The following is a 16,082-nucleotide window of genomic DNA, read 5'->3' as shown; positions in this document are numbered from 1 at the left end:
CAGGTGCCGTCCCAGGCTTGGCACCATGGTGCCTATGACGAGCGAGCAGGAGCACTACTTCAGCGCTGACCCGAGCGTCCCCTTCAAGCGGGAGTCGTTGACGGTCGAGGCGTGGGAGCAGCAGTTCCCCGCAGTGAGTGGGGCGGGCGTGTTCTCGCGCGGACACCTCGACCACGGTACTGCGGTGCTCTTCCGGGAGACGCCGGCCCCGACAGAGGGCCACCTGCTGGACCTCGGCTGTGGCTGGGGCGTGATCGGGCTGGCTGCGGCACTCGCCTCGCCGGCGGTCCGGGTCACCGCGGTCGACGTCAACGAGCGGGCGCTGCTCCTCGCCACCGAGAACGCGAAGGAACTCGGCGTCACCGATCGGTTCGCCGCGCTGCTGCCCGACCAGGTCGACCCCGAACTCCGGTTCGACGAGATCTGGTCCAACCCGCCGATCCGGATCGGCAAGGCGGCGTTGCACGAGCTGTTGCTCACCTGGTTGCCTCGACTCGCGCCCGGTGGCCGGGCGGTCATGGTCGTCGGCAAGAACCTCGGCGCGGACTCGCTCCAGAAGTGGCTGACCGAGCAGGGCTTTCCGACCACCCGGATCGCCAGCGCCAAGGGCTTCCGCGTGCTCGAGAGCCGGGCTGCCTGATGACGACCAGGATCGTGGTGATCGGTGGCGACGCGGCCGGCATGAGCGCTGCTCACCAGGCGGTCCGTTCGGCCGCCAGCCACGGCCGCAGCGTCGCCGTCACCGTTCTCGAGGCGACCGTGCACACCAGCTACTCCGCCTGCGGCCTCCCGTACTGGATCAGCGGTGAGGTCGGCACCCAGGACGAGCTCGTCGCCCGTACCCCGGACCAACACCGGGCGATGGGCCTCGACCTGCGCACCGGCGCCGAGGTCGTCCGCGTGGACACCACCGCACGCACCGTCCGCTATCGCTCCGCGGGGAGCGAGCAGAGCCTCGACTACGACGAACTGGTGATCGCCACGGGCGCCCGACCGGTCACCCCGGAGTGGGCACGCGCCGACGGTGCGCTGAAGCCGGGCCTCGGCGTCGTCAAAACCCTCGACGACGGCTCCTTCTGGCTCGACCAGCTCGGGGCTGGCTCTCTGCGGCGGGTGGTCATCGCCGGCGGTGGATACGTCGGCATCGAGATGGCCGAAGCAGCGTTGGCCCGCGGGCATCAGGTGACCCTGGTGGCGCGCTCGCGCCTGCTCAGCATGTTGGAACCTGCGCTGAGCGCGCAACTGGCCGACACGCTCAAGGCGGCCGGGGTCGAGGTCGTGCTCGGCTCCGCCGTCGACGGCGTCGAGCACGACGCGCAGGGCAGACTGATCGCCGTCTGCGCCGGTGCGAACCGGATCGACGCCGACCACCTGGTCGTCGCCCTCGGCGCCACCCCGGCGACGGAGTTCCTCACCGGCAGCGGTATCCCACTCTCCGCGCGCGGAGCTCTGCGCCCCGATCCGTCCGGTCGGGTGATCCCCGGCGTCTGGGCCGGCGGCGACTGCTGCGAGGTGCGCCATCGGCTGACCGACTCCTGGAGCTTCCTGCCGTTGGGCACCCACGCCAACAAGATGGGTCGGGCGATCGGGGAGAACCTCGGCGGCGGAGAGCTGACCTTCCCCGGCGCGCTGGGCACGGCGATCACCCGATTCGCGGCACCAGGCGGCTATCTGGAGGCAGCGGCCACCGGCCTCAACCTGGCGCAGGCGGTGAGCGCCGGTTTCGACGCCATCGAGGTGGTCACCCAGGGCACCACCGCCAGCGGGTACCACCCCGATGCGGTCCCGATCACCATCAGCCTGATCGGGGACCGCCGGACCGGGCGGCTAGTCGGGGGCCAGATTGTCGGTGGACGAGGCGCTGCCAAGCGGATCGACGTCGTCGCGATGGCGCTGTGGACCGAGCTCACCGCGCTGGACCTGGCCTGGGCCGATCTCGCCTACGCGCCACCGTTCGCCACGGCCTGGGAGATCGTCTCGCTGGCGTCGCGCCGCCTGGCCGAGCGCCTCGGCTGACGCCTCGGAGCGACGCATCCGCCAGGCACAGAAGAGGTAGGCCGCGAGCACGATCGAGATGCCGACGATCGGGTCCAGCAGATAGTGGTTGGCGGTGGTGACGACGCTGAACGCCATCGCGAACGGCAGCAGCACACCCAGCACCCGCATCCAGAGCCGGCGCCCTTCCACGAAGAGGGCGAGTCCCATCAACAGGTCCCACCCGACATGGAAGCTGGGCATCGCCGCGTACTGGTTGACGAGGGACGGCGGCTGCAGCACCCGGTAGGCCGAGGTCTGTTCCGAGACCGTGTCGATCAGACCGATGTCGAGCAGACGCGGCGGCGTGACCGGGAAGCCGGCGAAGATGAACATCCCGACCAGTCCCGAGAGCAGCAACGCGTTCCGGTAGAGCGGATAGCGCTCCGGACGCCGGATCGCGAGCCACAACAGGACGGTGATGATCACAGGCCAGTGACCGAAGATGTAGACCCAGTTCGCCAGCTTCTGCAAGAAGGTGTCGTTGAGAACGAGCTCCTGGAACGCCGCCTCGTGGTTCAGGCCCAGGCTGCGCTCGACGTCGAGGATCCAGTGGGCGTTCCGGTCCGCGGTACTGACACTGCCCTCGGTGAGGTGGCGGACCCCGAAGTAGACGAGCGCCGCGAGCGCGACGAGCAGGATCTCGGAGCCGAGCGCCAGCAGACGGCTCGAACGGGCGGGGGAGGCCGTGGCCGGGCGGAGGCGCCGGGTCTCGCTGGCGGTGGAGGCCGTTGCCTCCTCGTCCCAGAAGTCCGCCGACGTCATCGACGCTGTCCTCTCGTCCGAATGATTGTTGCCATCACCCAATCCCGGACTACCAAACCGGGGCCAGGGGCAGCAACCCCAATCTGACCCGGACCTACCCCTCAGAGACCCCTGAGGCGACGGGTTCGGGCTGTTTCTCGTGTCCGGTCTCGCCCCGCGCGCGTTCCCACCATCCGCAGACGGCGATCACGGCGACCGCGAGGGCGGCACCGGCGATGGTGTCGATCACGTAGTGCTCGGCGTAGTAGATGAGGCCCAGCGACATCACGATCGGGTAGAGCAGGAAGATCCAGGACCAGGTCTTCTTGAACCGGGTCATCAGGTAGAAGGCGATCAGGAATGCGGTGCCCGCGTGCAGCGACGGCATGGCAGCCACCGGGTTGCCGACGCCGGTCAGGATCAGGTGGTAGCGGCCGAGACCGCTGTCGCCCCAACCGCGGCTGGTGAGCCGGACCACCTCTTCACCGACCATGTAGCCGTCGCGTGAGGCCATCCACGGCGGCGCCATCGGGTACAGGATGTAGACGGCGAGGCCAGCGAAGTTGAGGCCGATGTAGCGGCGCATCCACTTCTTCCACTCCACCCGGTTCCGCAGCCAGAGCACGACCGCAAGGGTGAGCCCGAAGATGAAGTGGGTCGAATAGACCATCGTGAAGACCAGGTCGTACCAGCGCGCGTCGCTATGCGGGTCGCACGGCGAACCGCACCACTGTTCCTGGAGCCACAGGGTGGGGAGGTGTCCGCCGAACATCCACTTGTCGACGTCGATCGGCATGGTGAAGGCGACCGGCATGGCATACAGCTCGTCGGCCAGGCCGCGCCCGTAGAAGTAGAGCACCAGCGCGAGCAACGGGGCCCACCAGTCCCGGAGGAATCCCAGGTGGTGCTGCGCCGGTTCCTGGATGTTCCAGGCGATCGTGGCGCCCCAGAGCCAGACGAAGATCTGGACGGTATCGCTCGGAATACCGAACTTCGAGGTCCAGAATGCCAGCGCTGCGAGGAAGACGCCGAAGGCCAGCACGCGGCCTACGACGCTGGTTGCACCCGTGTGCCGGATATGGGCCTGGAGATCGTCTTCCTTCTCCAACTCACTGGGCATGCCGGGCATCGTACGACACCGAGTTCCCTGCTCGTGGCACCGGCCACCGCCAGTGTGGCGGCGGCGAAAAGGATGTGCATTGCGCAGGGGTGAGCGCGCACAATCTTGAGTTGTGGGACATATCGAGGTTGCCGGCGTCCGGTACGAACTGCCAGACGGCCGAGTACTGCTCGACGACGTCTCGTTCCGGGTCGGCGACGGCGCGAAGGTGGCGCTGGTCGGGGCCAACGGTGCGGGCAAGACGACGTTGCTACGGATCGTGATGGGGGAGCTGACTCCGCATGCCGGCGTCGTCACCCAGTCCGGTGGGCTCGGCGTGATGCGGCAGATGGTCGGTGACGCCGCCGCCACGGTCGCCGAACTGCTCCTTGCGGTGGCGCCGGCCCGGGTACGGACCGCCGCTGCCGAGGTCGACGCCTGCGAACTGGCCCTGATGGAGGACGAGGACGAGGCCACCCAGATGCGCTACGCGACGGCGTTGGCCGAGTACGCCGACGCGGGCGGCTACGACCTCGAGGTGACCTGGGACGTCTGCACGATGGCGGCGCTCGGCGTCGGCTTCGACCGGGTCAAGCATCGCGACCTGAAGACGTTGAGCGGCGGCGAGCAGAAGCGGTTGGTACTGGAGTATCTGCTGCGTGGCCCCGATCAGGTGCTCCTGCTCGATGAGCCGGACAACTTCCTGGACGTGCCCGGCAAGCAGTGGCTCGAGGCACGGATCCAGGAGTCGCCGAAGACGATCCTCTACATCAGCCACGACCGGGAGTTGCTGAACGCGACGGCGACCCGGGTGGTGACCGTCGAGCTGGGCAGCGCCGGGAACCGGGTGTGGACCCATCCCGGTGGCTTCGCTTCCTACCACGAGGCGCGCCGGGACCGGTTCGCCCGTTTCGAGGAGCTGCGCCGGCGGTGGGACGAGGAGCATGCGAAGCTCAAAGCGCTGGTGCTCCGGCTCAAGATCAAGTCCGAGTACAACGACGGGATGTCGAGTCAGTACCGGGCGGCCCAGACCCGGCTGCGGAAGTTCGAGGAGGTCGGCCCGCCGACGGAGCAGCCGCGTGAGCAGCAGGTCACGATGCGACTGGCAGGTGGTCGTACCGGCAAGCGCGCGGTGGTCTGCGAGGGGTTGGAGCTCACCGGTCTGATGAAGCCGTTCGACCTGGAGGTCTGGTACGGCGAGCGGGTCGCGGTGCTGGGCTCGAACGGCTCCGGCAAGTCGCACTTCCTGCGGCTGCTCGCCGCGGGCGGCACCTCGCCGGAGAAGGAGCACCTGCCGGTCGGCGAGGGTGAGATCGCGCCGGTCGCGCACCGCGGCGTCGCGCGGCTGGGGGCGCGGGTGCGACCGGGGTGGTTCGTCCAGACCCACGCGCACCCCGAGCTGGTCGGACGGACCCTGGTGGAGATCCTGCACCGCGGTGATGCGCATCGGGCGGGGATGGCACGCGAGCAGGCGTCGCGGACGTTGGACCGCTACGAGCTGGCGCACGCCGCCGAGCAGCGTTTCGACTCGCTCTCCGGTGGCCAGCAGGCCCGGTTCCAGGTGCTGCTCCTGGAGCTCTCCGGTGCCACGCTGCTGCTGCTCGACGAGCCGACCGACAACCTGGACGTGCAGTCCGCAGAGGCGTTGGAGGAGGGGCTCGCCGCTTTCGAGGGCACCGTGCTCGCCGTCACCCACGACCGCTGGTTCGCCCGCGGCTTCGACCGCTTCCTGGTCTACGGCTCCGACGGCTCGGTCTACGAGTCCGACGAACCCGTCTGGGACGAGACCCGCGTCGCCCGCCCCCGCTAGCCGAACCGGCAGGCATACGCGCCGAACCGTCAGTTGTACGCGCCGAACCGTCAGTTGTACGCGCCGAACCGTCAGGCATAGGCACCGAACCGTCAGTTGTACGCGCCAGATCGGGTCTTGGGCGGGAAGCGGCGACGAAAGCGAGGAGCTCGTTCGCTGAACGACATGCCGACTTCCTCAAGCCAAAGTGTTTGGGCGGGACCAGCCATCAGGTCATCTTTGCGCACGACGATCACCACCCAGCCGGCCTCTTGTAGTGCGCGCCGTCGACCCTCGTCGTGCTTAGCCTGGCGATCGCCGTGGTACAGCACACCGTCGTACTCAATGGCTATCCTCAGCTCGCGATATCCGAGATCGAGCCGACAGTTTCCCCATCCTTCGAGGGGGACTTGAATCTGCTGCTCCGGGATCGGGAAACCTGCCTCAATCAGGAACCACTTGGTGAGGGATTCGCCTGGAGATTCGGACAATGGCGAGGCCACGTTCACCAGGCGCCGTGCCTGCACGACGCCCCGCCGTCCGTGATGGCGGGCGAGTTGACGACGTAGATCGCTTTGGGTCACGCCGCACATCCGCATCAGTCCTTCAACAGCGGCGAGTGCGAGGCCCGCCCCTCGGAGGCAGGCCAGGTCGATAGCGGTTCGAACCGGGGTCGTGACCGGGACGCCGCCGATACGCATCACTTCGTCGGGTCTCAGATCGCGTTCCCCGCCGTAGATTCCGGTCATGCGGGTGCGCCCCGCGCCTTGAATTGCTACGACTTCAAGCTGCGGTAGTGCCACGGTCTCGAACACGCGGAGACAGTCGACCCCGTGTAACCACGCAGCTGAGCGATCGCACAGGACGGCGTGCTGCGGCAGAACCAGGGCGGCGCACTGGGCGCGTAGTTCGATCGTATCGGGCGTCGCGCTGGGGCAGTAGACGCCTTTGAAGGGACGGCGTAGAGCGCCTGTTTTGAGGAGGACTGAGAGCTTGTGAGGTGTCAGGCCAAGAGAGGATGCGTCTTTTGACAGGAACACCTGGGTTGGAATCGTCATGCCCGCCGACCTTCCCCACGTGGGCGGTCTAGTGCTCACAAGAAAGGTCGGCGTGGACAGAACGACGTATCGGTGGGATGTGGATGAGTTCGGGCATCCTCAGCGCGGGAAAAGACTGGTCGGCCCATCTGCCTGACGGTTCGACCGGTCTAACTGACGGGGCGGCCCATTTAACTGACGGTTCGGCGCGTCTGCCTGACGGTTCGGGGTTAGGGGGCGTCGGAGCCGAGGGTCAGGGTGGTGGTCTTGGCGGTGCCGTTGCGGATGTAGGTGATCTGGACCTTGTCGCCGGGGCGGTAGCCGCGGACGGTGGCGATCAGAGCCTCGGAGCCGGTCACCTGGTGGTCGTCGATCTTGGTGATCACGTCGCCCGCCTTCAGGCCGGCCTCCTGTGCCGCGTTCCCGGAGGTCGCTTCCTTGATCTCGGCGCCGGTGGCTCCGGTGTCATCGGTACGAACGTCGGAGACGGTGATTCCGAGCCGGGCATGGGTCGGCGTCTCACCGGCCTGGATCTGCTCGACGATCGGCAACGCGGCGTCGATCGGGATCGCGAAGCCGAGGCCGATCGAACCGCCTTGGCTGGTCTGGTTGAAGCCGCCGCTGTTGCTGGTCTGGATCGAGGCGTTGATCCCGATCACGTTGCCGTTCATGTCCACCAGCGGGCCGCCGGAGTTGCCGGGGTTGATCGCGGCGTCGGTCTGGATCGCGGCGTAGGCGGTCGCGTTGCCCTGCTGGTCCTGAGCCACTTCGACGGGCCGGTTCAAGGCGCTGACGATGCCGGAGGTCACCGTCGCGTCGAGTCCGTAGGGTGAGCCGATCGCGACGACGTTCTGGCCGACGGCGATGTTTCCCGACTTGCCGAGGCTGGCCGGAGTCAGCCCGGAGGCGCCCTCAGCCTTGATCACGGCCAGGTCGGTCAGTGGGTCGGTGCCGACCACGGTGGCGCGGGCTCGGGTGCCGTCGCTGAAGGCGACCGTCACCTTCCCGCCGTTGCCGGCGAGCTCGACGACGTGGTCGTTGGTCAGGATCTGACCGTCGGAGCTCAGGATGATGCCTGATCCCGATCCGCTGCCCTGCTGGCCGACCACCTCGATCTGTACGACCGACGGCAACACCTTGTTGGCGACCGACTGGACGCTCCCGTCAACGGCCTTGGTGACGCCGGTGTCCACCACCGAGGAGTGCTGCACCGAGGCGTTCGACGACGAATCGTGGTTCGACGTCCACACCGCCGCGCTGGCCACCCCGGCGCCACCGCCCACGAGCAGGGCGCCGACAAGAAGACCGGCCGCTCCGGCCCGGGCGCGACGCTTCGGCTTCACCAGGGCCGGCGGCACCGGCGGCTGGGGCTGGGTGTGGCCGCGGTACTCGTGGCCGCGGTAGGGCGCGGTGGGCTGCGGGAATCCGGCTGCGGGCGCGCCGGCTGGGGCCTGCGGGTGCGGCTGCGGCGCCCGAGGCGGTTGCGGATTCGACGTCGACCAGTCGCTCGGGGCGGCGGCAGCTCCGAACGGGGTGGTGTCGTCGGGGAGGTTCTGGCTGGGGTCCTGCGGCGTCTGGTCGGTCATGACATCTACGTTGCGTGACCTGGCTGTGAGCTCCCTATGAAGAAGCGAGGGAAAGGCCAAGAGTTGGTTCAGCTCGGTGTCGCTCGAACCACTGCTCCGCAGGGAGCGTGCCAGCCGGATGGGGTGTAGACCCCCCTTGCCCCGGTTCGTGAGCTGGGTCACAATCGGCGGCACGCAGCGAGCTGGATGGCAACCGGAAGGAAGCACGTGACGCAAGCACCGCAGCATGTCTTTGTCGACGATCGATTGGCTTGGTGGGCGGAGCAGACCCCCGACGCCGAGGCGATGACCTACCTGAGCCGCAGTTGGAGTTGGGCGGAGTGGAACGACCGGGTCCGGCGAGCGGCGGGAGGTCTCCAGGGTCTGGGGATCGGTCGCGGCGGCGTGGTGGCCTTCCTGGACAAGAACCATCCGGCCTGTGTCGAGGTGAGCTACGCGGCCGCGAGCCTGGGCGCTGCCAACGCCATCGTCAACTGGCGCTCGGCCGGCGATGAGGTCGACTTCGCAGTCAACGACTCGGGCGCCACCGTGCTCTTCGTCGGCGAGGAGTTGATGCCGACGATCGAGGCGATCAAGGACCGGTTGACCAACGTCGAGCGGATCATCGTGGTCACCCCCGAGGGCACGGACGGCGACGAGTATGAAGCCTGGCTGGCCGAGCAGAAGCCGGTCGATCGTGGCACCGATGTCAGTACCGACGACGTCTGCCTGATCATGTACTCCTCGGGCACCACCGGTCGCCCCAAGGGGATCATGTTGACCCAGGCGGCGATGGTCGCGCACACCATCAACGCCCACGACGGTTGGGGATTCGAGCCCGGTGACAAATCGATGGTGGCGATGCCGCTCTTCCATGTCGGCGGCTCGTCGTATGTGATGTTCGGGATCCACGACGGCATCCCCAGCGTCATGACACGGGACCCGGACGGCGCATCGTTGGCCGGCGCCATCCTGGCCGGAGCCAACCGCACCTTCCTGGTGCCGGCGGTGTTGGCGCAGGTGCTGCAAGCCGGGCCGGACGCCGTCAAGCTGTTCGGCGCGCTCAAGACCTACACCTATGGTGCTGCGCCGATGCCGCCGCCGTTGCTCCGGGCGGCGATGGCGGCCTGGCCCGACACGGACTTCATCCAGGTCTACGGCCTGACCGAGGTGGCCGGCGTCGCGACCCACCTCATGCCCGAACACCACCGTGACGCCGAACACCCAGAACGGCTGCTCTCGGCAGGTATCCCGATCCCAGGTGTGGAGGTGCGGATCGTCAACCCGGCGACGCAGGACGACGTCGCGGTGGGGGAGGAGGGCGAGATCTGGTTGCGCACCCCGCAGCTGATGAAGGGGTTCCTGAACCGCCCTGAGGAGACCGCGAAGGCGATCGTCGACGGCGGCTGGTTCCGGACCGGCGACATCGGCAAGGTCGACGAGGGCGGTTTCGTCTACGTCCACGACCGGATCAAGGACATGATCATCTCGGGCGGCGAGAATATCTATTCGCCGGAGGTGGAGCGGGTCCTGGCCGAGCACCCGGCGGTTCTTGAGGTCGCGGTGATCGGCGTCCCTGACGACCGTTGGGGTGAGGCGGTGAAGGCCGTGGTGGCGCTGAAGCCGGAGATGTCGGCGAGCGAGCAGGAACTGATCGACTTCGCGCGCGAACGGCTGGCCCACTTCAAGGCGCCGCGCACCGTCGACGTCCTCGATCTGCTGCCACGCAACCCGAGCGGCAAGATCCTCAAGCGCGAGCTGCGCCGTCCACACTGGGAGAGCCGGGACTCCGCGATCGTCTGAGTCGAAGAACGCGAAAGGCCGTCACCGATAGGGTGACGGCCTTCTGCGTTGACGAGGTCGGGTCAGGCCCAACGCTCCTCGGCGGGCACGAACGTCAGCGTGCGGTCGCCGGTGTAGATCTGCTTCGGACGAGCGATCTTCTGCTCCTTGTCCTGGATCAGTTCGTTCCACTGTGCGAGCCAGCCGGGCGTACGGCCGATCGCGAACAGGACGGTGAACATCTCCGGCGGGAACTGCAGGGCCTCGTAGATCAGACCCGAGTAGAAGTCCACGTTGGGGTAGAGACGACGCTTGACGAAGTACTCGTCCTCGAGAGCGATCTTCTCCAGCTCCTGGGCGATCTCGAGCAGCGGGTTGACCCCGGTGACCTCGAAGACGTCGTCGCAGGCCTTCTTGATCAGCTTGGCGCGCGGGTCGTAGTTCTTGTAGACCCGGTGGCCGAAGCCCATCAGCTTCTCGTTGCCGTTCTTCACACCCTCGATGAACGCGGGGATGTTCTCCTTGGTGCCGATCCGCTTGAGCATCCGGAGCACGGCCTCGTTGGCACCGCCGTGCAGCGGGCCGTAGAGCGCGCCGATACCTGCGGCGACGGCGGAGTACGGGTCGACCTGCGAGGAGCCGACCGAGCGGACCGCGTTGGTCGAGCAGTTCTGCTCGTGGTCGGCGTGCAGGATCAGCAGCACGTCGAGGGCCTTGGCCAGACGCGGGTCGGCGGCGAACTTCTGCTCGCTCATCCGGAACAGCATCGAGAGGAAGTTCTCGGTGTAGCTGAGCTCGTTGTCCGGGTAGATGAACGGCTTGCCCTGCGCGTGGCGGAAGGCCCAGGCGCCCAGCGTGGGCATCTTGGCGATCATCCGAACGATCTGCATGTGACGGTTGGCGGCGTCGTCGACATTGCCCGCGTCGGGGTAGAAGGTCGAGAGCGCGCCGACCGACGCCATCAGCATGCCCATCGGGTGTGCGTCATAGCGGAAGCCGTGCATGAAGCCCTTGACGTTCTCGTGAACGAAGGTGTGGTAGGTGATCTCGTGCACCCAGGCGTCGTACTCGGCCTTGGTGGGCAGAGCGCCGTGGATGAGCAGGTAGGCCACCTCGAGGAAGTTGGACTTCTCAGCCAACTGCTCGATCGGGTATCCGCGGTATTCGAGGATGCCCTTCTCGCCGTCGATGTAGGTCACCGCGCTGCGGCACGAAGCCGTATTCACGAAACCGGGGTCGTAGACGGCCAGACCCGGCTCGTCGTCGGCGGTGCGGATCTTGCCCAGGTCGGCGGCCTTGATGGTTCCGTCGACGATGGGGACTTCGTACTCGGTGCCCGTCCGGTTGTCCCGAACGGTCAGGGAGGCTGCCTGACCGGCAGCGGCGGCCGATACGTCGGTCACGTCGGCTCCTGTCTGCTTGGAGTGTTGTGGACTCTCAGAGAGTTCTGTTGACTCGCGTGTGTCAGTGCTCAACCTATGGGAGTGACCGGGGAGATGCGAAAGCGGGTCGTTTTGACCTGCTTCTCAGGCTCGCCGTAGACTCGCTAGTCGCGTCTCCTGCCGCGCCATGAGTTGGATCGCCTCGGTGATCCGAACTGGTGCAGACCTGGCTGCCTTCGGGCAGGTTCCGGGCAGTGTTCGTCAGAAGACGTAGAACCACCCCCCGGCAGGGATTTCCTGTCCGGGTCCAACGAACGAGAATGAGGCTAGAAGACGTTGCGTACGTACAGCCCCAAGCCCGGTGACATCCAGCGCGACTGGTACGTCATCGACGCCCAAGACATCGTGCTCGGCCGTTTGGCCGTGCAGACCGCGAACCTGCTTCGCGGCAAGCACAAGCCGATCTTCGCTCCCCACGTTGACGCCGGTGACTTCGTCATCATCGTCAACGCCGACAAGGTTGCGCTCTCCGGTAACAAGAAGGTCACCAAGCTGGCCTACCGCCACTCGGGTTACCCGGGTGGTCTGACCGCCACTCCGATCGGCGAGATCCTGGAGAAGGACGCGCGCAAGGCCATCGAGAAGGCTGTCTGGGGCATGCTGCCCAAGAACCGCCTCGGCCGTCAGATGCTGAAGAAGCTCAAGGTCTACTCGGGCCCTGAGCACCCGCACACGGCCCAGAAGGCCACGCCGTTCGAGATCAAGCAGATCTCCCAGTAATCGTAGAAGGATCAGAGGAAATCGTGACTGAGTCGAACGAGAACGTGACCGAGGTCGAAGAGACCTACGAGGTCAGCGAAGACGGCGTCGCCTACAGCTCGGAGAGCGCTCCGGCTGCAGACGCACCGCTGCGTCCCGCCACCATCGCTCCTGCTGCGGCCACCGGTCGTCGCAAGGAGGCCGTGGCCCGTGTGCGGATCGTCCCGGGTACGGGTAAGTGGACCCTGAACGGCCGCGACCTGGACTCCTACTTCCCGAACAAGCTGCACCAGCAGGTTGTCAACGAGCCCTTCGTCGTGGCGCAGGTCGAGGGTCGTTTCGACGTCATCGCCCGCATCCACGGCGGCGGCATCACCGGCCAGGCCGGCGCGCTGCGCCTGGGCGTTGCTCGTGCGCTGAACGACGTTGACGTCGAGGCGAACCGTCCGGGCCTGAAGAAGGCCGGCCTGCTTACTCGTGACGCCCGCGTCATCGAGCGCAAGAAGGCTGGTCTCAAGAAGGCTCGCAAGGCTCCGCAGTTCAGCAAGCGCTGATTCTGGAACGCGTGTCGGTCCCTGGGCATCCTTACTGCCCGGGGGCCGGCTCCGCGCGAAGGTCGCTCTCGCGGCTTCGCCTTCTACGGCAGTCCGGCACGCGCCCCAGGAGTTTGAAGGTATGACAAGAGTTTTCGGCACCGATGGGGTCCGGGGTCTCGCCAACGGTGTCCTCACCGCTGAGCTAGCCCTGGACCTTTCTGTTGCTGCGGCCCATGTACTCGCCGATCGTGGCGAGTTCGCCGGCCATCGCCCGCTGGCTGTCGTTGGCAGGGACACCCGGATCTCGGGGCAGTTCCTGGAATCCGCGGTGGTTGCGGGCCTGCTGTCCGCCGGGGTCGATGTGGCCCTTCTTGGTGTGCTGCCGACGCCGGGTGTCGCCTATCTGACCGGCACCCTCGGCGCCGACCTCGGCGTGATGATCAGCGCCTCGCACAACGCGATGCCGGACAACGGCATCAAGTTCCTCGCCCGTGGCGGGAACAAGTTGGACGACCAGATCGAGGACGCGATCGAGACGCGGCTCGGCGAGCCGTGGGAGCGGCCCGTCGGCGGCGACGTCGGCCGGGTGCACATCCATGAGACCGCGGTCGACGAATACGTCGAGCACCTGATCGGCACCACCACGAAGCCGCTTGCCGGCATTCGCGTGGTGCTCGACTGCGCTGAAGGAGCCGCCAGTGAGGTCGGCCCCCGCGCAGTGAGCGGAGCCGGTGCTGACGTCACTGCCATCCACGCCCAGCCCGATGGGCTCAACATCAACGACCAGTGCGGGTCGACCCACTTGGAGGATCTGCAGGCTGCGGTCCTCAAGGACGGTGCCGCCGTCGGCTTCGCTTTCGACGGTGACGCTGACCGTTGCCTGGCGGTCGACGCCGAGGGCACCGTCGTCGACGGAGATCAGATCCTGGCGATCCTGGCCGGTTCGCTGAAGGACAGCGGCCGTCTGGCCCACGACACGGTGGTCGCCACGGTGATGAGCAACCTCGGTTTCGTGCAGGCAATGCGCGCTGCCTCGATCACGGTCGAGCAGACGAAGGTCGGCGACCGGTATGTGTTGGAGGCGATGCGCGAGCGTGGCCACAACCTCGGTGGCGAACAGTCCGGCCACGTGATCATGAGTGACTACGCGACCACCGGTGACGGCGTCCTGACGGCGCTCCACCTGCTCGAGCGGATGGCCACCACCGGCAAGTCGCTCAAGGAGCTTGCCGCGGTGATGACGCGGATGCCGCAGGTGCTGATCAACGTTCGTGGCGTCGACAAGGCCCGCGCCGAGACCGATGAAGGCCTGTTGGCCGCGGTCGGTGAGGCGGAGGCTGAGTTGGGCGACAGTGGACGGGTGTTGTTGCGCCCCTCGGGCACCGAACCGCTGGTCCGGGTGATGGTGGAGGCCGCCTCCGCGGAGCAGGCCCAGAACGTCGCCGAGCAGTTGGCCTCCGTCGTCAGTGAACGGCTCTCCCTGGGCTGAGTCCCCGGCGTGGCTGCGGGGCGAAACTCCGTAGCTTCGCGCCCGCCTCGGTGCGTAACCTGCCGTCGTGGAGATTGTGGAGATCGACCCGTTCGATCGGGGCCGCCTGGACGCTTGGCATGCCGTCTACGCCGCCGCTGAGCAGGCTGGACGAGGCGAACACAGCAACGACTGGCTGCTGGAGGAGATCCGGGCGGCCAAGCAGACGGCTGACCCTTCGCAGCGGACCTGGCTCTACGGCGCCCTGGCGGACGGCGAACTGGTCGGCGCCGGCGAGTTGGAGGTCTATGAGTTGGACAACCCCGAACTCGCCTGGGCGAAGGTCTACACCCGACCGGACCGCCGCGGTGAGGGCGTCGGTACGGCGCTGACCGACCATGTGGAACAGCAGGCGCGCGGCCTCGGGCGCCGACGAATGTTGACCGAGGTCGTCTTCGACTACGAACTCTCGGTGCAGGGCACCGGATCGGCTGATGTTCGGTTCGCCACGGACCGTGGCTATCAGCTCGGGATCGGCGACGTTCAGCGGGTGCAGCGGCTACCGGTGGCCGACGACGTCCTGGCCGGGCTGATCGAGGCGGCGGCCCCTGCGCACCGGCAGTATCGCGTGGAGAGTTTCCATGGTCGGGTACCTGACGATTGGGTCTCCGGTTACGCGGAGTTGGCGGCAACGCTGAACACCGAGGCGCCGACGGGTGATCTCGCGCTGGAGAACGAGACCAGCGACGTGGAGATCTTTCGGATCCGCGAAGCGCTGCTCGCCAGGCAGGGGCGGACCCGATGGGCGACGGTGGCCTTCGATGCCGATGATCGGCTGGTCGGCTACACCGAGCTGATGGTCTCCTCGCTCGACCCGATGCGCGCCTATCAGTGGGGGACGTTGGTGGCGGGCAGTGCCCGCGGTGCACGACTCGGAGTGGCATTGAAGGCGCGGAACCTGGCGGCGGTTCAGGCGGCTGGGCTCGGGGTCGAGCGGATCTACACCTGGAATGCATCGGTCAATGCCCACATGGTGGCGGTCAACGAGGCGCTTGGTTATGAGCCTGTGGCGCGGATGGGCGAGTTTCAAAAGGAGCTCTGACGCCGCGAGTCGGCGATTGTTCTGCATATGCAACTTTCTTTCCGTTGATCGTTCCGCGTGAATTGTCGGCCACTTATTCACAGAATCTCTCGTAGGACTTCACGAGGCGGCTTCCGCTGTTTACTCTCGGTTTCAGCGTCTGGCTTGGGAGCCGATTCTCGGGAAGGTTCAGCGATGGTGCTGTTACGTAGGTGGGGTGTCCTGCTCGCGCTCGTTGTGGTGGTGGGTGCGGGGCTGGTCGGATGTTCCGACGGCGGTAGCGACGGCGACGGGCAGGCGGGGGCGGTGCGTTCGACGACCCTCGATCCCACGGTCGAACCGACTCCGGGTGGGTCGGTGCTGCCCGCGGTCGAACAGGTGCCGGTGGCGCCCGCGGCGATGGCGACCGGTGACGCAGTCGGCGCTCAGGCGTTCGTTCGGTACTACTTCGCGTTGGTGAACTACGCGCAGCGGACGGGGGACCTGGAGCCGTTGCGGGAGGCCACCGATGCAAGGTGCGGGGAGTGCCAGCGGGGCGTGCGATGGATTGAGAAGGTACTCAAGAAGGGTTGGACGATAACCGGCGGTGAACACCGGGTCCGAGGCGTTGATGCCCCAAGGCGTCTGGGGCGGGAGTCTCAATATGAAGTGCGTTTTGTTCTGGAGACTTCGGCCCAGCGCATCGATGCCTCCGACGGTTCGAAGAAGGGACAGTCCGCTAGTCGGCGAACCCGTCTCACCGCGGTGACTTCCCACCTGCCTGGGGGCTGGCAGATCTTGCGTTGGGAGGTGCGCCGATGAGGTGT

13 protein-coding genes and 1 pseudogene are annotated in these 16,082 nt (G+C 67.0%); 9 read left to right on the top strand and 5 right to left on the bottom strand.

Going from position 1 to position 16,082, the window contains the following annotated elements; translation table 11 throughout:
- The first annotated feature begins 34 nt into the window (after positions 1-34).
- The gene (locus ACLM5J_RS11060) at positions 35-640 is read left to right on the top strand and encodes a class I SAM-dependent methyltransferase (RefSeq protein ID WP_413656465.1); all 606 of its coding nucleotides are present in this window, start codon (positions 35-37) and stop codon (positions 638-640) included.
- Entirely contained in the window at positions 640-2,016 is a 1,377-nt protein-coding gene (locus ACLM5J_RS11055) for an FAD-dependent oxidoreductase (protein WP_413656464.1), read from the top strand. Before ACLM5J_RS11060 ends, ACLM5J_RS11055 begins: the two co-directional genes overlap by 1 nt.
- 45 nt (positions 2,017-2,061) lie before the next feature.
- On the opposite strand, the pseudogene ACLM5J_RS11050 reads toward ACLM5J_RS11055, so the two are convergent.
- Positions 2,062-2,799 (bottom strand): annotated as a pseudogene (locus ACLM5J_RS11050) (phosphatase PAP2 family protein); the annotation flags it as partial.
- 94 nt (positions 2,800-2,893) lie between these two features.
- On the bottom strand, positions 2,894-3,898 hold the full coding sequence (locus ACLM5J_RS11045) for a phosphatase PAP2 family protein (protein ID WP_413656463.1): 1,005 nt from the start codon (positions 3,896-3,898) through the stop codon (positions 2,894-2,896).
- Positions 3,899-4,010: 112 nt separating this feature from the next.
- On the opposite strand from ACLM5J_RS11045, the gene ACLM5J_RS11040 reads away from it, so the two are divergent.
- A complete protein-coding gene (locus ACLM5J_RS11040) occupies positions 4,011-5,687 on the top strand; it encodes an ABC-F family ATP-binding cassette domain-containing protein (protein WP_413656462.1) in 1,677 nt (558 codons plus the stop codon).
- Between the two features lie 92 nt (positions 5,688-5,779).
- Here ACLM5J_RS11040 and ACLM5J_RS11035 read toward each other — a convergent pair whose 3' ends face one another.
- The gene (locus ACLM5J_RS11035) at positions 5,780-6,724 is read right to left on the bottom strand and encodes a hypothetical protein (RefSeq protein ID WP_413656461.1); all 945 of its coding nucleotides are present in this window, start codon (positions 6,722-6,724) and stop codon (positions 5,780-5,782) included.
- A gap of 209 nt (positions 6,725-6,933) precedes the next feature.
- On the bottom strand, positions 6,934-8,289 hold the full coding sequence (locus ACLM5J_RS11030) for a S1C family serine protease (RefSeq protein WP_413656460.1): 1,356 nt from the start codon (positions 8,287-8,289) through the stop codon (positions 6,934-6,936).
- A 207-nt stretch (positions 8,290-8,496) separates the two neighbouring features.
- On the opposite strand from ACLM5J_RS11030, the gene ACLM5J_RS11025 reads away from it, so the two are divergent.
- Positions 8,497-10,071, top strand: a complete 1,575-nt coding sequence (locus ACLM5J_RS11025; protein WP_413656459.1) for a long-chain-fatty-acid--CoA ligase — start codon at positions 8,497-8,499, stop codon at positions 10,069-10,071.
- Between the two features lie 62 nt (positions 10,072-10,133).
- Here the strand turns inward: ACLM5J_RS11025 and ACLM5J_RS11020 are convergent, their stop codons facing one another.
- The gene (locus tag ACLM5J_RS11020; protein WP_413656458.1) at positions 10,134-11,453 is read right to left on the bottom strand and encodes a citrate synthase; all 1,320 of its coding nucleotides are present in this window, start codon (positions 11,451-11,453) and stop codon (positions 10,134-10,136) included.
- 315 nt (positions 11,454-11,768) lie between these two features.
- Between ACLM5J_RS11020 and rplM the strand changes: the two genes are divergently transcribed.
- The 5 genes from rplM to ACLM5J_RS10995 all read left to right on the top strand — a co-directional run bounded on the left by rplM (position 11,769) and on the right by ACLM5J_RS10995 (position 16,077).
- On the top strand, positions 11,769-12,212 hold the full coding sequence (rplM, locus tag ACLM5J_RS11015) for a 50S ribosomal protein L13 (RefSeq protein ID WP_413656457.1): 444 nt from the start codon (positions 11,769-11,771) through the stop codon (positions 12,210-12,212).
- Positions 12,212-12,745 carry a 30S ribosomal protein S9 gene (gene rpsI, locus ACLM5J_RS11010; RefSeq protein WP_413656593.1) on the top strand — a complete coding sequence of 178 codons (534 nt, stop codon included), beginning with the start codon at positions 12,212-12,214 and terminating at the stop codon, positions 12,743-12,745. Before rplM ends, rpsI begins: the two co-directional genes overlap by 1 nt.
- Before the next feature lie 121 nt (positions 12,746-12,866).
- Positions 12,867-14,216, top strand: a complete 1,350-nt coding sequence (gene glmM / locus ACLM5J_RS11005; RefSeq protein WP_413656456.1) for a phosphoglucosamine mutase — start codon at positions 12,867-12,869, stop codon at positions 14,214-14,216.
- 67 nt (positions 14,217-14,283) lie between these two features.
- Entirely contained in the window at positions 14,284-15,297 is a 1,014-nt protein-coding gene (locus ACLM5J_RS11000; RefSeq protein WP_413656455.1) for a GNAT family N-acetyltransferase, read from the top strand.
- A gap of 174 nt (positions 15,298-15,471) precedes the next feature.
- The gene (locus ACLM5J_RS10995; protein ID WP_413656454.1) at positions 15,472-16,077 is read left to right on the top strand and encodes a DUF6318 family protein; all 606 of its coding nucleotides are present in this window, start codon (positions 15,472-15,474) and stop codon (positions 16,075-16,077) included.
- Positions 16,078-16,082 lie beyond the last annotated feature (5 nt).

Source organism: Nocardioides sp. Bht2, assembly GCF_047308515.1.
Taxonomy (GTDB): Bacteria; Actinomycetota; Actinomycetes; order Propionibacteriales; family Nocardioidaceae; genus Nocardioides.
The sequence above is the reverse complement of the archived record's forward strand: the minus strand, read 5'-3'. Positions and strand labels throughout refer to the sequence as shown.

Bases quoted from the DNA above. Each gene is read 5' to 3' on its own strand.
- ACLM5J_RS10995 (WP_413656454.1), top strand. From the start codon at position 15,472: ATGGTGCTGTTACGTAGGTGGGGTGTCCTGCTCGCGCTCGTTGTGGTG.
- ACLM5J_RS11055 (WP_413656464.1), top strand. From the start codon at position 640: ATGACGACCAGGATCGTGGTGATCGGTGGCGACGCGGCCGGCATGAGC.
- ACLM5J_RS11045 (WP_413656463.1), bottom strand. From the start codon at position 3,898: ATGCCCAGTGAGTTGGAGAAGGAAGACGATCTCCAGGCCCATATCCGG.
- ACLM5J_RS11030 (WP_413656460.1), bottom strand. From the start codon at position 8,289: ATGACCGACCAGACGCCGCAGGACCCCAGCCAGAACCTCCCCGACGAC.
- ACLM5J_RS11035 (WP_413656461.1), bottom strand. From the start codon at position 6,724: ATGACGATTCCAACCCAGGTGTTCCTGTCAAAAGACGCATCCTCTCTT.
- ACLM5J_RS11060 (WP_413656465.1), top strand. From the start codon at position 35: ATGACGAGCGAGCAGGAGCACTACTTCAGCGCTGACCCGAGCGTCCCC.
- glmM (WP_413656456.1), top strand. From the start codon at position 12,867: ATGACAAGAGTTTTCGGCACCGATGGGGTCCGGGGTCTCGCCAACGGT.